Origin of the sequence: Kaistella sp. PBT33-4 (genome assembly GCF_029194425.1) — a bacterium.
Taxonomy (GTDB): domain Bacteria; phylum Bacteroidota; class Bacteroidia; order Flavobacteriales; family Weeksellaceae; genus Marnyiella.
On the sequence record NZ_JARFYL010000008.1, the window covers coordinates 21,890 to 39,953 of the forward strand.

Genomic DNA, 18,064 nt, shown 5'->3' on the forward strand with positions numbered 1-18,064 from the left:
CGCTCTAAAGGTTTGTACATTAGATAATTAAACCGTACATTTGCAATCCTTTTGAAGTTATCCGTTGTTCCAAAAGCCTTAAAAACATATCCATTATTAACTCTTTCGCCAGTGGTGATGGGGTTTTCGGCGTTTTAGGTCTTTTGAAATTTCGGATTTCCGAATTTAGGAAAGTAAAAAATATTTTGCACTACTCCGTGAAAAGATATACCGGTGTTGCAATTAGTAAGAGCCGGGAAATGCCCGGGAGCCAGTAATTGTAACGGATAACTTAACCTCCCCGCTTCTCCTGCCAAACTTACTAAATATTTTTTGTGAACAACAAAATATTTTTTAACCCAACACTTTTTTTTATTACTTTATGAGTAAATCTAAAGCTACAAAAAACACTGCGGAATTAGCTGTTAAGGAAAGAATTAACTTTTCTACAGCAAAGGGCCGTGTGGCAGCACCTGATTTCCTGGATGTGCAGATTGCATCCTTCAAGGATTTCTTCCAGCTGGACACGCTTCCGGAATCCCGTGTGAGTGAAGGTCTGTACAAGACTTTTCAGGAAAACTTCCCAATTACCGATTCCCGTAACCAGTTTGTACTGGAATTCCTGGACTATCTGGTAGATTCCCCGCGTTATTCAATTGACGAATGTGTGGAAAGAGGTCTTACCTATTCTGTTCCGCTGAAGGCGAGACTGAAGCTTTACTGTACCGACCCGGAACATGAAGATTTCCAAACGGTTATCCAGGATGTTTATTTGGGGCCTGTACCTTATATGACTCCGTCCGGTTCCTTTATCATTAACGGTGCCGAGCGTGTAATTGTAACCCAACTTCACCGTTCACCGGGTGTGTTCTTCGGACAGACCTACCACGCGAACGGAACCAAACTTTACTATTCCAGAATTATCCCTTTCAAAGGATCATGGATGGAATTTACTACGGACATCAACAACGTAATGTATGCGTACATTGACCGTAAGAAAAAATTGCCTTTAACTACCCTTCTCAGAGCCATCGGTTTTGAATCTGACAAGGACATTCTTCAGATCTTCGACCTTGCTGAAGAAGTAAAGGTTTCCAAAGCAGCACTTAAGAAAGTGGAAGGACGTACCCTTGCCGCAAGAGTTCTGAACACCTGGTTTGAAGATTTCGTTGACGAGGATACAGGTGAGGTGGTTTCCATCGAAAGGAATGAGATCATCCTGGACAGGGAGACCGTTCTTGAAAAAGAGCATATCGATATGATCCTGGAAGCGGGTGTGAAATCCATCCTGATTCATAAGGAAAACTCCAACGAGTTCTCCATTATCCAGAATACACTTCAGAAAGATCCTACCAACTCCGAAAAGGAGGCTGTGGAATACATCTACCGTCAGCTGCGTAACGCAGATCCACCAGATGAGGAAACTGCAAGAGGTATTATTGAGAAACTTTTCTTCTCCGAACAGAGATATTCTCTAGGTGAAGTAGGACGTTACAGACTGAACAAGAAATTGGGTCTTAACATTCCTGACACTACTGAAGTTCTTACAAAAGAGGACATCATTGCCATTGTAAGACACCTTATTGAACTTGTAAACTCAAAGGCGGAGGTTGATGATATTGACCACCTTTCCAACAGAAGGATTAAAACTGTAGGCGAGCAGCTGGCAGGACAGTTCGGCGTGGGCCTTTCCCGTATCGCCAGAACTATCCGCGAGAGAATGAACGTTAGAGATAACGAGATCTTTACGCCTATAGACCTTGTAAACGCGAAAACGTTAACTTCGGTTATCAACTCTTTCTTCGGTACCAACCAGCTTTCGCAGTTCATGGACCAAACCAACCCACTATCGGAAATTACGCACAAGCGCAGACTTTCCGCACTGGGACCTGGCGGACTTTCCAGAGAGCGTGCCGGCTTCGAGGTTCGTGACGTGCATCATACGCACTATGGCCGTATCTGTCCGATTGAAACTCCTGAAGGACCAAACATCGGTCTGATCTCTTCCTTGGGAATTTATGCCAAGATCAATAATTTAGGATTCATCGAAACTCCATACAGAAAAGTGGAAGGCGGAAAGGTAAACCTGAAGTCTGAGCCTATTTATCTGAATGCTGAAGACGAAGAAAATAAAGTTATCGCACAGGCTAACGTGGAACTTAGCGACGAAGGTACTTTTGAAACAGATAGAATCATTGCCCGTTTGGATGGTGACTACCCTGTTGTTGAAGGTAACCAGGTAGACCTGATTGATGTTGCACCGAACCAGATCTCAGGTATTTCGGCATCACTTATTCCATTCCTGGAGCATGACGATGCGAACCGTGCACTGATGGGATCCAACATGATGCGTCAGGCTGTTCCTTTGTTGAAACCTGAAGCTCCGGTTGTTGGTACAGGTCTGGAAAAGCAGGTTGCCAAGGATTCACGTATCCTGATCAATGCAGAAGGAAACGGTGTTGTTGAATATGTTGATGCAGACAAAATCGTGATTAACTACGAAAGAAGCGAAGATGAAGATATCGTAAGCTTCGACTCTTCTGTGAAGACCTATAAACTGACCAAGTTCAGAAAGACCAACCAAAGTACAACCATCACCCTGAGACCTAACGTAAGAGTAGGCGAAAGAGTGGAAAAAGGACAGGTTCTTTGCGACGGTTACGCAACCGAAAACGGTGAGCTTGCACTTGGACGTAACCTTACAGTAGCATTTATGCCATGGAAAGGATACAACTTTGAGGATGCCATCGTTATTAACGAGAAAATCGTTCGTGAGGACTGGTTTACTTCCATCCACGTGGACGAATATTCACTGGAAGTCCGTGATACCAAACTGGGTATGGAAGAGCTTACAGCAGATATCCCTAACGTTTCCGAAGAGGCTACCAAAGACCTTGATGAAAACGGTATGATCCGTATTGGTGCTGAAGTGAAGCCCGGTGACATTATGATTGGTAAGATTACGCCAAAAGGCGAATCCGACCCGACACCGGAAGAAAAATTACTTAGAGCTATCTTCGGTGATAAAGCCGGTGATGTGAAGGATGCTTCCCTGAAAGCTGACTCTTCTCTTAGAGGTGTTGTTATCAACAAAAAGCTTTTCTCCAGAAACATCAAGGATAAAAAGAAAAGAGCTGAAGAAAAGCTGAAGCTTGAGGAAATCGAAAACAGCTACAAAGCGAAATTTGATGACCTTAGAAATACACTTATCGAAAAACTGGGCTCACTGGTAAACGGTAAAACTTCCCAGGGGGTTAATAACGACCTGGAAGAAGAAGTGATCGGTAAAGGTGTTAAATTCACCCATAAACTGCTTACCTCCATTGAAGATTATGTGAACATCAGTGGTGCAGGCTGGACAGTTGATGAGGAGAAAAATGACCTTATCCGCAAGCTGATCCATAACTATAAGATCAAGTTCAACGATATCGCAGGTATCAAGAACCGTGAGAAATTTGCAGTTTCCATAGGTGATGAACTTCCTGCAGGTATCATGAAGCTTGCTAAAGTTTATATTGCCAAGAAGCGTAAGCTGAATGTGGGAGATAAGATGGCAGGCCGTCACGGTAACAAGGGTATCGTATCCAGAATCGTTCGCGAGGAGGATATGCCGTTCCTGGAAGACGGAACACCTGTGGACATCGTACTGAACCCACTTGGGGTACCTTCGCGTATGAACATTGGCCAGATCTACGAAACGGTACTTGGATGGGCCGGTAAAAAACTGGGCCTTAAGTTTGCCACACCAATCTTCGACGGTGCTTCGCTGGAGCAGATCACGGAATATACAGACCAGGCCAACCTACCAAAATACGGAAGTACTTACCTGTATGACGGCGGTACCGGCGAGAGATTCTCACAACCGGCTACAGTGGGTATCATTTACATGCTGAAACTGGGTCACATGGTAGACGACAAGATGCACGCACGTTCCATCGGACCTTACTCCCTTATTACGCAGCAGCCATTAGGTGGTAAAGCGCAGTTCGGTGGTCAGAGATTCGGTGAGATGGAGGTTTGGGCTCTTGAAGCATTTGGTGCATCCAATATCCTTAGGGAAATCCTGACCGTGAAGTCGGATGACGTAATTGGTAGAGCAAAAACATATGAAGCCATTGCCAAAGGTGAGGCTATGCCTGAACCGGGAATTCCTGAATCATTCAACGTATTGCTGCATGAATTACAGGGTCTGGGTCTGGATGTAAGACTTGAAGAATAAATTTTAAATTTTAAATTATGAATTGAATTGTTTCCACGTGGGAGCAGTTTGATAATCAATCTAAAATCTAAAATCTATAATCTAAAATTTCAAAAATGTCAAATAAAAATAAATCAAGCAGATTTAATAAAATCACCATCGGTCTTGCATCACCGGAATCTATCCTGCAGGAATCCAGGGGAGAGATCCTGAAGCCCGAAACCATTAACTACAGAACCCACAAGCCTGAGAGGGACGGTCTGTTCTGCGAGAAAATATTCGGTCCTGTAAAGGATTACGAATGTGCCTGCGGAAAGTACAAGAGAATCCGTTATAAGGGTATCGTTTGTGACCGTTGTGGTGTTGAGGTGACGGAGAAAAAAGTACGTAGAGAGAGAATCGGACATATCAACCTGGTAGTTCCTATTGCTCACATCTGGTACTTCCGTTCTTTACCGAACAAAATAGGTTATCTTTTGGGTATGCCGTCCAAGAAGCTGGACATGATCATCTACTACGAAAGGTATGTAGTTATTCAGCAGGGTATTGCCAAAAAAGCCGACGGTTCTGATTTCGAACCAATGGAATTCCTTACAGAAGAGGAATACCTGGATGTTCTGGAAACCCTGCCGCCGGATAATCAGTATCTGGACGATTCTGACCCAAATAAATTCCTGGCGAAAATGGGTGCCGAGGCCGTGGAAGAGCTTCTGAAAAGAATCAAACTGGACGAACTTTCCTTTGACCTGAGACACAAAGCACATAACGAAGGTTCCAAGCAGAGAAGGACCGAAGCCCTTAAGCGTCTGAATGTGGTTGAAGCTTTAAGAGGAGCAAACACAAGAATGATTAACCGTCCCGAATGGATGGTAATGAGAGTTCTTCCTGTTATACCACCGGAGTTGAGACCATTGGTTCCACTGGATGGAGGACGTTTCGCAACTTCTGACCTTAATGACCTTTACAGAAGGGTGATTATCCGTAATAACCGTTTGAAGAGACTTCTTGAGATCAAAGCTCCGGAAGTTATCCTTCGAAACGAAAAAAGGATGCTTCAGGAATCTGTGGATTCACTTTTCGATAACACCAGAAAATCTTCTGCTGTTAAATCGGAATCCAACAGACCACTGAAATCCCTGTCTGACTCACTGAAAGGTAAGCAGGGACGTTTCCGTCAGAACTTGCTTGGTAAGCGTGTGGATTACTCGGCACGTTCGGTAATTGTTGTAGGACCAAACCTGAAACTTCACGAGTGCGGTATACCTAAAGATATGGCAGCCGAGCTTTACAAACCGTTCATCATCAGAAAACTGATTGAAAGAGGAATTGTAAAGACGGTAAAGTCAGCTAAGAGAATCATCGACAGAAAAGAACCTGTTGTTTATGATATTCTGGAAAATGTTATGAAAGGCCACCCGGTTCTTCTGAACAGGGCACCTACACTTCACCGTTTGGGTATCCAAGCGTTCCAGCCAAAAATGATCGAAGGAAAAGCAATTCAGCTACACCCATTGGTAACCACAGCATTTAACGCGGATTTCGATGGTGACCAGATGGCGGTACACTTACCATTAGGCCCGGAAGCAATTCTGGAAGCTCAGCTTTTAATGTTGGGATCCCAGAACATTCTGAACCCTGCCAACGGTTCCCCTATTACGGTTCCGTCCCAGGACATGGTTTTGGGTCTGTATTTCATGACCAAAGAAGCCCACTCAACGGACGAAGTGAAGATCAAAGGTGAAGGACTTGCCTTCTATTCACCGGAAGAGGTTGAAATTGCGTATGCTGAAGGTCAGATTTCACTTAATGCGAAAGTAAAATGCCGTCTTCCTGTTAAAGAGAACGGTGAGATCGTCACAAGACTGATAGATACTACCGTAGGTAGAATTCTGTTTAACCAGATCGTGCCAAAACAGGTAGGTTTCATCAACGAACTTCTTACTAAGAAGTCGCTGAGAAATGTGATCGGGCGTATCCTGGCCGATACTGACTTCCCGACCACCGTGAAGTTCCTGGACGATATGAAAGACCTGGGTTACGAAAACGCCTTCCGCGGTGGACTATCGTTTAGCCTTGGTGACATCGTGATTCCGGAAGAAAAGAAAACAATGGTTGCACAGGCCGTTGAAAATGTAGATGAGATTAAGGCCAACTATAATATGGGTCTTATTACAGATACAGAAAGATATAACCAGGTAATTGACGTTTGGACCAACACCAACGCCGGACTTACCGAGATGATCATGAGCAGGATGAAAACCGACCAGGGCGGGTTCAACTCTGTGTATATGATGCTTGATTCCGGAGCAAGGGGTTCCAAGGAGCAGATCCGTCAGCTTTCAGGAATGAGAGGTCTGATGGCGAAACCGCAAAAAGCCGGTTCTACAGGTGCTGAGATTATTGAAAACCCAATTGTGGCGAACTTTAAGGAAGGTCTTTCCATCCTTGAGTATTTTATCTCCACCCACGGCGCACGTAAAGGTCTGGCAGATACCGCTCTTAAGACGGCGGATGCCGGTTACCTGACGCGTAGACTTGTGGACGTGGCTCAGGATGTAATCATCACTCAGGACGACTGTGGTACTCTTAGAGGTACTGAAGTTTCTCCATTGAAGAAAAATGATGAGATCGTTGAAAGAATTTCCGAGAGAATCCTGGGTAGGGTTTCTCTGCACGATGTGTATCACCCGGAAACTGACGAACTTCTGATCCATGCTGATACCATCATCAACGAAGCTTATGCTAAACTTGTTGAGGATGCCGGTATTGAGACCATAGAAGTGAGATCTCCGCTGACCTGCGAAACCAAGAAAGGAATCTGCGCCAAGTGCTACGGACGTAACCTGGCAACAGGTAAGCCGATTCACATGGGCGAAGCGGTAGGTGTAATCGGTGCACAGTCTATTGGTGAACCGGGAACTCAGCTTACTCTTAGAACCTTCCACCAGGGGGGAACTGCGGGTAACGTATCCGAAAATCCATCCATCGTTGCACGTAGAGACGGTATCGTTGAAATGGATGAAGTAAGAACAGTTACTTCTGAAAATGAGGAAGGCAAAAAAGCAGAAATCCTTGTTTCACGTTCTACTGAATTCCGTTTGGTAGCCGACAATGAACTTAGAACTCCGCTTATGATCACCAACATCCCTTACGGATCCGAATTATTTGTGAAGCCGGGCGATAAAGTGAAGAAAGGCGATGTAATTGCGAAGTGGGATCCCTATAATGCGGTAATTATTGCAGAATCTGCCGGTAAGGTAGAGTACGAAGATATTATCCAGGGTGTATCCTTCCAGCTTGAGATTGACGAACAAACAGGATTTGAGGAGAAAGTAATCTCTGAATCCCGTAACAAGAAAGCGGTACCAACACTTAAAGTAGTAGATGCCAAAGGTGTTGAGCAGCGCGCTTATAACCTTCCGGTCGGTGCCCACCTTATGGTAAACGATGGTGAGAAGATCAAGGCCGGTAAGGTTATGATCAAGATCCCAAGAAAATCTGCGAAGGCGGGTGATATTACAGGGGGTCTTCCAAGGGTAACTGAACTCTTCGAAGCACGTAACCCATCCAACCCGGCGGTAGTAACTGAAATTGACGGTGTTGTATCTTACGGTAAGATCAAGAGAGGTAACCGCGAACTTATCGTAGAAGCCAAAACCGGTGAAAGAAAGATTTATCTTGTTAAACTTTCCAAGCAGATCCTTGTACAGGAAAATGACTTTGTAACTGCAGGGTCACCACTTTCCGACGGTTCTGTAACTCCGGATGACATCCTGAAAATCAAAGGACCTACAGCCGTACAGGAATATCTTGTGAATGAAATCCAGGAAGTTTACCGTCTGCAGGGTGTAAAGATTGACGACAAGCACTTTGAGATCATCGTACGTCAGATGATGACTAAGGTAGAAATTGTGGACGGTGGCGACACCCAGTTCCTGGAGGGAGCACTGGAACACAAATTCGACTTCCTGGAAGAGAACAACCGTGTATTCGGACTGAAAGTGGTTACGGACGCCGGCGATTCCAAGGAACTGAAGCCGGGTCAGATGATTACTGCCAGAGAGCTCAGAGACGAGAACTCCAAACTGAAGCGTGAGGACCTTGCTCTTGTTGAGGTTCGCGATGCACTGCCAGCCACGGCAACTCCGGTTCTTCAGGGAATCACGAGAGCGGCACTTCAGACGAAGTCCTTCATGTCGGCAGCATCGTTCCAGGAAACTACAAAAGTTCTGAACGAAGCAGCAGTCTCCGGAAAAGTGGATTACCTGACAGGTCTGAAAGAAAACGTAATTGTAGGACACAGAATTCCTGCAGGTACAGGTCTTAAGGACTATCAGAATGTAATCGTAGGCTCCCGCAAAGAGTTTGAGGATATCAATTAATATAGAAATTAGAGGTTAGATTTTAGACATTAGACAATTTGTAAACATTGTGTACAAAGTCGAAACTAAAATTTAACCTCCAATATCTAACATCTAAAGTCTAACAACAAAAATCTAAACTAATAAAATGGACAACAACCAAAACCAAAATCAGGACCCAAACAACATCAACATTAACCTTAACGAAATGGTAGCTGCGGGTGTATACTGTAACCTGGCACTTGTAAACCACTCTCCTTCCGAGTTTGTACTGGACTTCATCCAGCTTATGCCGGGTGTACAGCAGGCAAATGTAAGATCAAGAGTGATCCTTGCACCACTTCACGCTAAGAGAGTGCTTACTGCGCTTCAGCAAAACATCGCAAACTACGAGCAGCAGTTTGGCGAAATCAAGGAAGTTGAGCCTTTCGTATTGGGACAGAACAATAACGTTCAGGCATAATTAAATGCTGAAACCACTTTGTCAAAGTTTGGAACTTTGACAAAGTTTAACAAGGCTAATTTATAATTCCCGGTTCAGTAATGAGCCGGGATTTTTTATGCTTTCAGGAGCCGGGAACCTGCTCTCCGCTGTATCTTTTTTGGTGACTTCGTGCCTCAGCCACCAAAAAAGGATGCCGCTGCGATCAGGGCTATGGGCTGCGGATTCCCGATACAACTTTGTCAAAGTTCCCAACTTTGACAAAGTTTATCCAAAATCAATAATTCAAATAAAAAAAACCCGCACCGGCAACGGTACGGGAATCCTCTCATCATTTGTGTTTCATGGTTATTGAATGAGAATTTTAGAAATCAACTGGTCAAATAGATAATACAGCAAATAAGTGCACCACCCCAACAGAAAAAGATTGTAAACCCGTTCCGTAAGCCGGTACCCTACATAAAAGCGAAATGCACCCCAGGTGTAGGTAAACAGAAGATTTATCACTGCCAGGACTACCATTATCAGCAGATCAGAATGATCAGATAGTGACAATATGTTAACTGAATCAGCCGCAACCGCTATAAGCAGCAGTATACTGAACAGTGCTGTTAAAATGGAGACTTCCTGAAAACCTTTATCTGATGGACGCGTTATTTCCTGCATTTTTCTTTTTTTTAAAGTACTAATTATACTACAAATATAGGTGTGTATACCGCCAAAGTAAGTCGGTTTATATTGACTTAAATTTTAATAAAGTTCTGCACTACTGCGTAGAACTATGCGGTCTTGAGACCTGTAGAGGGATGATAAAGCATCTCAGGGCTCGCAACCTACCGTTCGGATTTTTGAAGACTGACAAATGACCGCACAGTTGTCATGCTGAAAGCATCTCCGCGCCGATAAAAGAACTTCTGGATTCCTCCGGAATGACAAAAGACTGTTTCTGCGCAGTGATTAACACCTACTTTAAAAAGCGGAGCCATCGGCGGAGATTCCTGCGGAATGACAAAAGCGCGCACCAAGTGCCAACCAATGCTTTGTCATGCTGAAACCGTGGTTAGGCGTAGCCAAAGCATCTCCACAGTAAATACGAGCCCGTTAGATTCCTGCGGAATGACAAAAGTGTGCATGAGATGCTGATTCCACTGCTTTGTCATGCTGAAAGCATCACCGCACATACCATCATCCTATCCCCATTCATCCGGAATGGCTATACTCAGCAGTGCTTTAATCCGGTTTTGTCATGCTGAAAGCATCTCAACAGTAATAAGTGTCCGTCCAGATTCCTGCGGAATGACAAAAACGCGCTTAAGGGTTAATCGCTCGCACTGTTGTCATACTGAAAGCATCTCAACAGTAATTAAAGTCCACTATAGATTCCTGCGGAATGACAAAAGCATGCGTCACATGCTGATTCCACTGTTCTGTCATACTGAAAGCATCTCAGCAGTAAATAAAGGCCGGTTAGGTTTCTCCGGTATGACAAAAGTGTGCGCCAAGTACTAACCATTGCTTTGTCATGCTGAAACCGTGGTTAGGCGTAGCCAAAGCATCTCAACAGTAATTAAAGTCCGCTGTAGATTCCTCCGGTATGACAAAATTGTGCGGCAAGTGCTAACCATTGCTTTGTCATGCTGAAACCGTGGTTAGGCGTAGCCAAAGCATCTCAACAGTAATTAAAGTCCGCTGTAGATTCCTTCGGTATGACAAAATTGTGCGCCAAGTGCTAACCATTGCTTTGTCATGCTGAAACCGTGGTTAGGCGTAGCCAAAGCATCTCAGCAGTAAATAAAGGCCGGTTAGATTTCTCCGGTATGACAAATAAGTTTTGTTCCAATTAGCTTGCTTTAAAACACGTTTAATACGATTGGAAACTTTCATTTAGAAATTCCATGTTGGGATTAACCCTCCTGATCAATGCAAGCTTTGAAGTGCGCCGTAAATTCTTAATCTCTTTCTCACGGGCAATACCTTCCTGGATCCACGTAAACTTTTCATAATAGATCAAATAAAAGCACTTATACTTAGCGGTAAAACTGCAAGGATTTAAACATGACGTGTGCTGAGACAACCTTACACCAAGATTATTTGTTACCCCAGTGTACAGGACCGTTCGGTTCTTGTTGGTAAGTATATACACATAGTAAGTGTGCCAGCCATTATCACGTTCCATAGTCAATTTTTATTTACTAGACTCATTAAACAACTAAACTTAATCCAGCACGTCTGCTATTTAGGTGTACGATACGTGCTAAATACATTGCTCTGTCATGCTGCAAGCATCTCCACGCTGATAAAAGAACGTCTAGATTCCTGAGGAATGACAAAAGCGCGCACCAAGTGCTAACCATTGCTTTGTCATGCTGAAACCGTGGTTAGGCGTAGCCAAAGCATCTTCACAGTAAATACGAGCCCGTTAGATTTCTGCGGAATGACAAAAGTGTGCGTCACATGCTGATTCCACTGCTTTGCATGCGGAAAGCATCACCGCACATACCATCCAATCCCAAGTCATCCGGAAGGGTTATACTCACTATTGCTTTAATGCGGTTTTGTCATGCTGAAAGCATCTCAACAGTAATAAATGTCCGTTTGGATTCCTGCGGAATGACAAAAGCGCGCTTAAGTGTTAATCGCTGGCACTGTTGTCATGCTGATGCATCTCCACGCCGATAAAAGTCCGTCTGGATTCCTGCGGAATGACAAAAAGAGGGGACAGCGCGTGACAATACTGCTCATTCCACTGCTTCGTCATGCGGAAAGCATCACCGCACATAGCATACAATCCCTAGTCATCCGGAAGGTCTTTACTCAGCATTGCTTTAATGCGGTTTTGTCATGCTGAAAACATCTCATCAGCTATCAAAATTGCCCGTTCAGATTCCTACGGAATGACAAAAGCGCGCTTAAGGGTTAATCACTGGCATTGTTATCATGCTGAAAGCATCTCATCAGCTATCAAAATTGCCCGTTCAGATTCCTGCGGAATGACAAAAGCACGCTTAAGGTTTAATCGCTGGCACTGTTGTCATGCTGAAAGCATCTCCACGCCGATAAAAGAACGTCTAGATTCCTGAGGAATGACAAAAGTGTGCATCAGATGCTGATTCCACTGCTTTGTCATGCTGAAAGCATCACCGCACATACCATCATCCTATCCCCATTCATCCGTAATGGCTATACTCAGCATTGCTTTAATGCGGTTTTGTCATGCTGAAAGCATCCAAACAGTAAATAAGAGTCCGTTAGATTCCTCCGGAATCACAAAAACGCGCTTAAGGGTTAATCGCTCGCACTGTTGTCATACTGAAAGCATCTCAACCGTTTTTAAAAGTCCGTATAGATTCCTGCGGAATGACAAAAGTGTGCGCCACATGCTGATTCCAATGTGATGTTTGGCTGAAAGCATCGATGCCGTATAATGAAAGCCTTTAGCGTTGCAAGCAACAATCTAGCATTACTGCTTTACTGATCCCTTTAGTTCATACTTTTTTCCATCCCACTTATACAGCGGAAATTCGAAACCGGGGCCACCAATAAGAAGGTCGCGGTAACCGTTAGTCCTTGTCTTGAGTATTTCAACAACTCCCGGAAAACCCAAATGGCTGTCGTAATTTCCTGTTTTGGAATTTTTCACCAGCAGCGTACAGCTGGTACCGGCATATCCGCTCCAGAAACTGTTCCCCCACTGAAGGATGATCTCCTCTGTTCCATCGTCGTTAAGATCGGTTACGGTAACGTCTACGTGAAATGGCGCTTCCTCCTCATCCTTAAAAGTGAACAGATTTTTATCTGATTTGGAAATAACGAATGCAGATGCCTCTGCCGCCTTATTTTTATCGGCGACAGAGAGTTTGGAGGTTACTCCCCGGAAAAGTTTCTCGGCCACGGGAGTAAGCTTAGCCTGACCGGCTTTTGCCACATAATTTATCCGTGCGGAAAACTGAGGATCGGTTAGCTCCAAATGTTCCGCAGAATGTGCTGCCGATACTGTGCAGAACATGAGAGGTAAGATTAATTTTGTTTTCATCATGCGTATGTTTTCAACAAAATTAAAATTAATACCGATTCCGAAATCAGGAAAAACCCCTAATTAATTGATTAGCTAGTGATTATTAGTAAGAACAGCCGACAATTGCTGCTCATAAGCTGGCTTTGCTTTTAGCAAATTTTATAAAAAAAAGTCGGAAAAAGCGAGTGCTTCTTCCGACGCCGTATTTACTGTCTTCAGACAATTTCCGCATTAATTTTAACTTACCTGTCTCTTCAGGCTTTGCATATCAATTACGAAACGGTAGCGAACATCGCTTTTCAGCATACGTTCATAGGCTTCATTAATGTCCTGCATCTTGATCATTTCAATTTCCGGGAGGATGTTTTTCTCACCACAGAAATCCAGCATCTCCTGCGTTTCCTTAATTCCGCCAATAACCGAACCTGCCACCGACTTACGGCCTAAAATAAGCGGAACGGTATGAAGCATGTCTTCCATTTTACCCAAATAACCCACGAGTACTAACGTTCCGCTGATGTTAAGCGTAGCGATATAGGGATTGATATCATGGTCATAAGGCACCGTATCGATTATCAGATCAAACTGACCCGCAGCGTCCTTCATCTCATGTTCGTAGGTTGAAATTATTACAGCATCCGCACCCAGATCCAACGCGTCCTGAATTTTATCCGGCGTCCGGGAAAAGAGGGTTACTTCGGCGCCCAAACCTTTAGCAAGCTTGATAGCCATGTGTCCAAGACCACCCAAACCAACAACCGCCACTCTGCTGCCTTCTTTTACATTCCAGTGCTTCAGTGGTGACCACGTAGTGACTCCGGCACAAAGCAATGGAGCTACGGCTTTCAGGCCCAGGTTTTCCGGAATATGCAGACCGAAGGCTTCGTCCACCACAACAGATTCCGAATAACCGCCATAGGTTCTCTGCCCATTAATGAACGGATCCTTACTGTTATAGGTTCCGGTAGAACCATTAAGGCAGTACTGTTCCAAATCCTGCCGGCAGCTGTCGCATTCGCGGCAGGAATCTACCAAACAGCCCACACCTGCAAGATCGCCTACCTTAAATTTTGTGACTTCAGATCCTACCGCGGTTACCCTTCCAATAATTTCATGTCCGGGAACAGCGGGATAAACCGTACCTCCCCAGTCGTTGCGGGCCGTGTGAAGATCACTGTGACATACGCCGCAGTACATGATTTCAATTTCAATGTCAGTAGGGGTAACTTCCCGGCGCAGGATGGTCATCTGCTCCAGATCTTTATCTTTAGCCTCCGTACCGAAGGCTTTTACTTCTTTAGTATTCATTATTGTTGATTGTTAATGTGATTTATCTTCAAAATTAACGAAAGGAGAAACAGACCTCTATTAATTATTTCTTAAAGTTTCAATAAAAATATTCTGCATAACATACATTATCCTTTTTCGGTGAGGTATTTCCAGTATCGCTTTGGCACATGCTGAATATGCAGCTTCATATTTTTCCTTTCAATGATGTTGGTTTTGATAAAATAGCGTTGCCATAACTGCTGATATTTCCTCTCCTTTTCACTGTATAAATCTGAAGGATTCTTAAGCATGCCCAATTGCTCTGCCTCTGGATAAAAGAAAGTGGTAGCATTAAGGTCGTACACTATGCCGAACTGACGCCTCAAATCATAAATCATCCATTTCTGATCGGCATAACGGTCCTTAAAGAAACGGAAACCTACAGGGAGAACATTGAAGTCGGGTTCCACTTTTGCAAAGAACATTCCATCCTCCAGTTCTTCAAAACGGACAAAAGCATGCAGCCGGTGGATTTCGCGGCCCATACTTTTGCAGATTTTGGCAATGTCCATAATATCGCTGTCGCCAAAATTCTGAAGAATATCTGCTCCGGGATTTTTCACAGACTGCCTCACAGCTGAAAGTATCAAATCGCCGGCTTCGGGTCTTTCCGAAAGATAGACAAGTAACAATTGCCTAACTCCACTTTTGCCCAGGACATTTTCCATTTTTTTTATAACCCTGTCAGCTTTAGACTGATCAGTCATTACCGTATGTACCTCATCAAAAAAAGCATAATGTTGATGATGTTCTTCGCCAATGATGCGCGCCGGTTCGTAACGGTATTCAAAAACCTCAAAAACCGCGGTCATCAAACCCTCAAAGGAACCGTCATGGACAAGCGTGGTCATGCTTTAGAATAAAGTTAGCTGTTGGGAAAAGGGATTCTGATATTTGGATGTCATACCGCTCAGCAGAATTTTTCTGAGATTCTGATCATCTATGAATTTGCTGAAGACATTGGAACTGTCAAATTCAACAAAATATTTAGCCCGGTTCACCGCAACACCCATTTTCCGGAGCTGATCCATCCCCAACTTCTGGAATTTACGGGCCATCAGAATCTTACCTGCTGATTTGGTGCCTATGCCAGGAATACGCAAAATCATTTCTTTTGAAGCTGTGTTAATGTTTACCGGGAACTGCTCACGGTGTCTGAGCGCCCAGGCAAGTTTAGGATCTACTTCCAGGTCAAGGAAAGGCTGTTCCGGATCCAGAATTTCGGTTGCTTCAAAACCGTAAAACCGCATGAGCCAGTCGGCCTGATAAAGCCGGTTCTCCCGCTGCATTGGAACCTGGGAATGGATGGATGGAAGACGGCTGTCCTCCAGGACCGGCACATAACCTGAATAATACACACGTTTCATGTTAAAATTCCGGTAAAAATGATCGGCCACCTTGATGATCTTAAGGTCCGTTTCATTGGTAGCCCCTACAATCATCTGAGTAGATTGACCTGCAGGAGCAAACCTGGGAACTTTCCGGAAGATTTTCTTTTCTTCTTTATAGAGAACCAACTCGTTCTTCACAAAAGTCATTGGTTTAATCATTTCCGAATGCGACTTGTCCGGCGCCAAAAGTTTCAAACCTTTTTCGGTTGGAATTTCAATATTAACGGAGAGCCTGTCGGCATACAGGCCGGCCTCTTTCATGAGTTCGTCGCTTGCTCCCGGAATGGACTTAAGGTGAATATAACCGTTGAAATTATGTTCTAAACGAAGTTTTTTTGCCACCCTAACCAACCTCTCCATTGTGGTATCCGAATCTTTGAAAATTCCTGAACTCAGAAAAAGTCCTTCTATATAATTCCGGCGGTAAAAACTGATGGTGAGGTCTACGACCTCCTCCACCGTAAAGGCAGCTCGCTTTACGTCATTGGTCTTGCGGGAAACACAATAAGCGCAATCATAAATGCAGTGGTTAGTCAGCAGAATTTTGAGCAGCGATACACAGCGTCCGTCTTCCGTATAGGTGTGGCAGATGCCGGAGGCGTGACTGTTACCCAAACCGCCCTTATTCTTACGGTTTCCACCGCTGGATGAACACGAAACATCATACTTGGCTGCATCTGCAAGTATCTCCAGTTTCTCCTGTATGCGTTCAAAATTCATATTATTATGTTAAATGAATACACAAAAATAGTAAATAATCTCGCACTAAAATAATAATTAGTAAAAGATTATACCATTTAAAGTAAGTGTGAAAAACTATTTACTATTAGGCATTCAGTACAGGGAATACACCGTTTCAGACAGGTACCCAAACACTTACATTTCCGGCAGGGACAGGGAAACTTCCCCAGCCGTTTTCGTCGATAACAACCTCTTGCGGAAACCAACCAAGGTAATCACGGAAAGGTTGACCGGCATATTGAAGTCCCATTTCCATAGGTTTTTCATAAGCCTCTTTGTTACTGAGAACCACAGCGCAGCCGGGATGTTCGTCATCACCTTCGCGCACCCACCCCAGACAGTTGGCATCTTCAAAATAGTCGCGTTGTGTACCGTACGCATAAAGTTGTCTGGCTTTAAGCAACTCCTCAATTTTCTCCACCTTATTCAGAAATATTTCCTGCTCATTGCCCTCTTTGTCAACATCTGTATAGTGCGCGCCAAAAAGATCCGGATAAAAAATGCAGGGATAGCCATCTTTGCGCAACAGAATAAGCGCATAGGCAAGAGGTTTGAACCAATGCTCCACCGGTGCTTCCAGTTCCTGCAACGGCTGCGTGTCGTGATTGTCCACTACCGTTACGGAAAGCAGGGGATTTGCAAGTGTAAGTGTATCATCAAACAGGGTGCGGAGGTCATAATCGGCACCCTGCAGTGACGCGACATGCAAGTTGTGATGCAGCGACGAATCGAAGAGACTCATACAGCCTTCAGTGGCTTCAATATATTTCAGCTTAAGATCCAGTGCGCCGGGTGCCCAATATTCACCCACGGCAAAAATATTCTTTCCCGTATTAGCCCGCAGTGTGTAAAGCCATTCCTTATAAAAATCCGGTGACTGGTGCTTCACAGCATCGAGCCGCACACCATCGAATCCGATCTGGTCATGGTACCATTTTCCCCAATGGTTCAGTTCGGCGCGGACAAAGGGATTGCGGTGTTCCAGGTCATTATGCATCAGGAAATCATAATTGCCCAGCTCATCTGAGATAATCTCTTCCCAGCCGTCACCATGATCATGGATGATCTGATAGATGCCGGGTTCCTGTCCCTCGGCATAATCCACACCGGAGAAACACTGGAAATCCCACTTGAAATCGGAGTAAGTTTCGCCCCTTCCCGGAAACGTAAATTTGGTATAACTCTCAATTTCTATCGGTTCGGAGAGTATTTCATGTCTGTTTTCTGGATTGACACGCATTGCGTGAAATTTTTCCTTTTCGTCGCCTCCTGCTTTGTGATTGAGTACAATATCGGCGATTATGGAAATCCCTTTGCTTTTCAGTACGCTGCAGGCGTCCAAATACTGTTCTTTGGTTCCGTATTTTGTAGCGATGCCGCCTTTCTGGTCAAATTCGCCTAAATCAAAAAGGTCGTAGGGATCGTAGCCCACCGAAAAGCCACCACCGGCAGCTTTGTACGCAGGCGGAAACCAGACTGCCGATATTCCAAGTTCTGCAAGATAATCTGCAGCCTGTACGGCTTCGGTATAAAGTGTGGAGTCACCGGCGGAATACCAGTGGAAAAACTGGATCATTGTTGCGTTCATCATTACAATCTGGATGCATC

At 44.3% G+C, this 18,064-nt stretch carries 10 protein-coding genes; 3 read left to right on the forward strand and 7 right to left on the reverse strand.

Annotation, left to right across the window (positions count from 1 at the left end; translation table 11 throughout):
- The first annotated feature begins 361 nt into the window (after window positions 1-361).
- From rpoB to P0M11_RS13010, 3 genes are all read left to right on the forward strand, one after another.
- A complete protein-coding gene (rpoB, locus tag P0M11_RS13000) occupies window positions 362-4,198 on the forward strand; it encodes a DNA-directed RNA polymerase subunit beta (RefSeq protein ID WP_158063368.1) in 3,837 nt (1,278 codons plus the stop codon).
- A gap of 95 nt (window positions 4,199-4,293) precedes the next feature.
- Window positions 4,294-8,559, forward strand: coding sequence for a DNA-directed RNA polymerase subunit beta' (rpoC, locus tag P0M11_RS13005; RefSeq protein WP_275626045.1), 4,266 nt, complete (start codon window positions 4,294-4,296; stop codon window positions 8,557-8,559).
- Between the two features lie 127 nt (window positions 8,560-8,686).
- Window positions 8,687-9,001, forward strand: a complete 315-nt coding sequence (locus P0M11_RS13010) for a DUF3467 domain-containing protein (RefSeq protein ID WP_158063366.1) — start codon at window positions 8,687-8,689, stop codon at window positions 8,999-9,001.
- 1,840 nt (window positions 9,002-10,841) lie between these two features.
- Here P0M11_RS13010 and P0M11_RS13015 read toward each other — a convergent pair.
- The 7 genes from P0M11_RS13015 to P0M11_RS13045 all read right to left on the reverse strand — a co-directional run bounded on the left by P0M11_RS13015 (window position 10,842) and on the right by P0M11_RS13045 (window position 18,047).
- A complete protein-coding gene (locus tag P0M11_RS13015; protein WP_275626046.1) occupies window positions 10,842-11,156 on the reverse strand; it encodes a GIY-YIG nuclease family protein in 315 nt (104 codons plus the stop codon).
- 456 nt (window positions 11,157-11,612) lie between these two features.
- A complete protein-coding gene (locus tag P0M11_RS13020; RefSeq protein WP_275626047.1) occupies window positions 11,613-11,738 on the reverse strand; it encodes a hypothetical protein in 126 nt (41 codons plus the stop codon).
- Between the two features lie 702 nt (window positions 11,739-12,440).
- Window positions 12,441-13,016, reverse strand: coding sequence for a hypothetical protein (locus tag P0M11_RS13025; protein ID WP_275626048.1), 576 nt, complete (start codon window positions 13,014-13,016; stop codon window positions 12,441-12,443).
- A gap of 216 nt (window positions 13,017-13,232) precedes the next feature.
- A complete protein-coding gene (locus P0M11_RS13030) occupies window positions 13,233-14,303 on the reverse strand; it encodes an NAD(P)-dependent alcohol dehydrogenase (protein WP_275626049.1) in 1,071 nt (356 codons plus the stop codon).
- 107 nt (window positions 14,304-14,410) lie between these two features.
- Window positions 14,411-15,175 carry a TIGR03915 family putative DNA repair protein gene (locus P0M11_RS13035; protein WP_275626050.1) on the reverse strand — a complete coding sequence of 255 codons (765 nt, stop codon included), beginning with the start codon at window positions 15,173-15,175 and terminating at the stop codon, window positions 14,411-14,413.
- Between the two features lie 3 nt (window positions 15,176-15,178).
- The gene (locus P0M11_RS13040; RefSeq protein ID WP_275626051.1) at window positions 15,179-16,435 is read right to left on the reverse strand and encodes a putative DNA modification/repair radical SAM protein; all 1,257 of its coding nucleotides are present in this window, start codon (window positions 16,433-16,435) and stop codon (window positions 15,179-15,181) included.
- A 136-nt stretch (window positions 16,436-16,571) separates the two neighbouring features.
- The gene (locus P0M11_RS13045) at window positions 16,572-18,047 is read right to left on the reverse strand and encodes an alpha-amylase (protein ID WP_275626052.1); all 1,476 of its coding nucleotides are present in this window, start codon (window positions 18,045-18,047) and stop codon (window positions 16,572-16,574) included.
- Window positions 18,048-18,064: the final 17 nt, after the last annotated feature.

Excerpts from the sequence above, each read along its gene's own strand:
- P0M11_RS13020 (WP_275626047.1), bottom strand. The coding sequence starts at position 11,738 with ATGACGAAGCAGTGGAATGAGCAGTATTGTCACGCGCTGTCCCCTCTT.
- P0M11_RS13025 (WP_275626048.1), bottom strand. The coding sequence starts at position 13,016 with ATGATGAAAACAAAATTAATCTTACCTCTCATGTTCTGCACAGTATCG.
- rpoB (WP_158063368.1), top strand. The coding sequence starts at position 362 with ATGAGTAAATCTAAAGCTACAAAAAACACTGCGGAATTAGCTGTTAAG.
- P0M11_RS13030 (WP_275626049.1), bottom strand. The coding sequence starts at position 14,303 with ATGAATACTAAAGAAGTAAAAGCCTTCGGTACGGAGGCTAAAGATAAA.
- P0M11_RS13040 (WP_275626051.1), bottom strand. The coding sequence starts at position 16,435 with ATGAATTTTGAACGCATACAGGAGAAACTGGAGATACTTGCAGATGCA.
- P0M11_RS13035 (WP_275626050.1), bottom strand. The coding sequence starts at position 15,175 with ATGACCACGCTTGTCCATGACGGTTCCTTTGAGGGTTTGATGACCGCG.
- P0M11_RS13010 (WP_158063366.1), top strand. The coding sequence starts at position 8,687 with ATGGACAACAACCAAAACCAAAATCAGGACCCAAACAACATCAACATT.
- rpoC (WP_275626045.1), top strand. The coding sequence starts at position 4,294 with ATGTCAAATAAAAATAAATCAAGCAGATTTAATAAAATCACCATCGGT.
- P0M11_RS13045 (WP_275626052.1), bottom strand. The coding sequence starts at position 18,047 with ATGATGAACGCAACAATGATCCAGTTTTTCCACTGGTATTCCGCCGGT.
- P0M11_RS13015 (WP_275626046.1), bottom strand. The coding sequence starts at position 11,156 with ATGGAACGTGATAATGGCTGGCACACTTACTATGTGTATATACTTACC.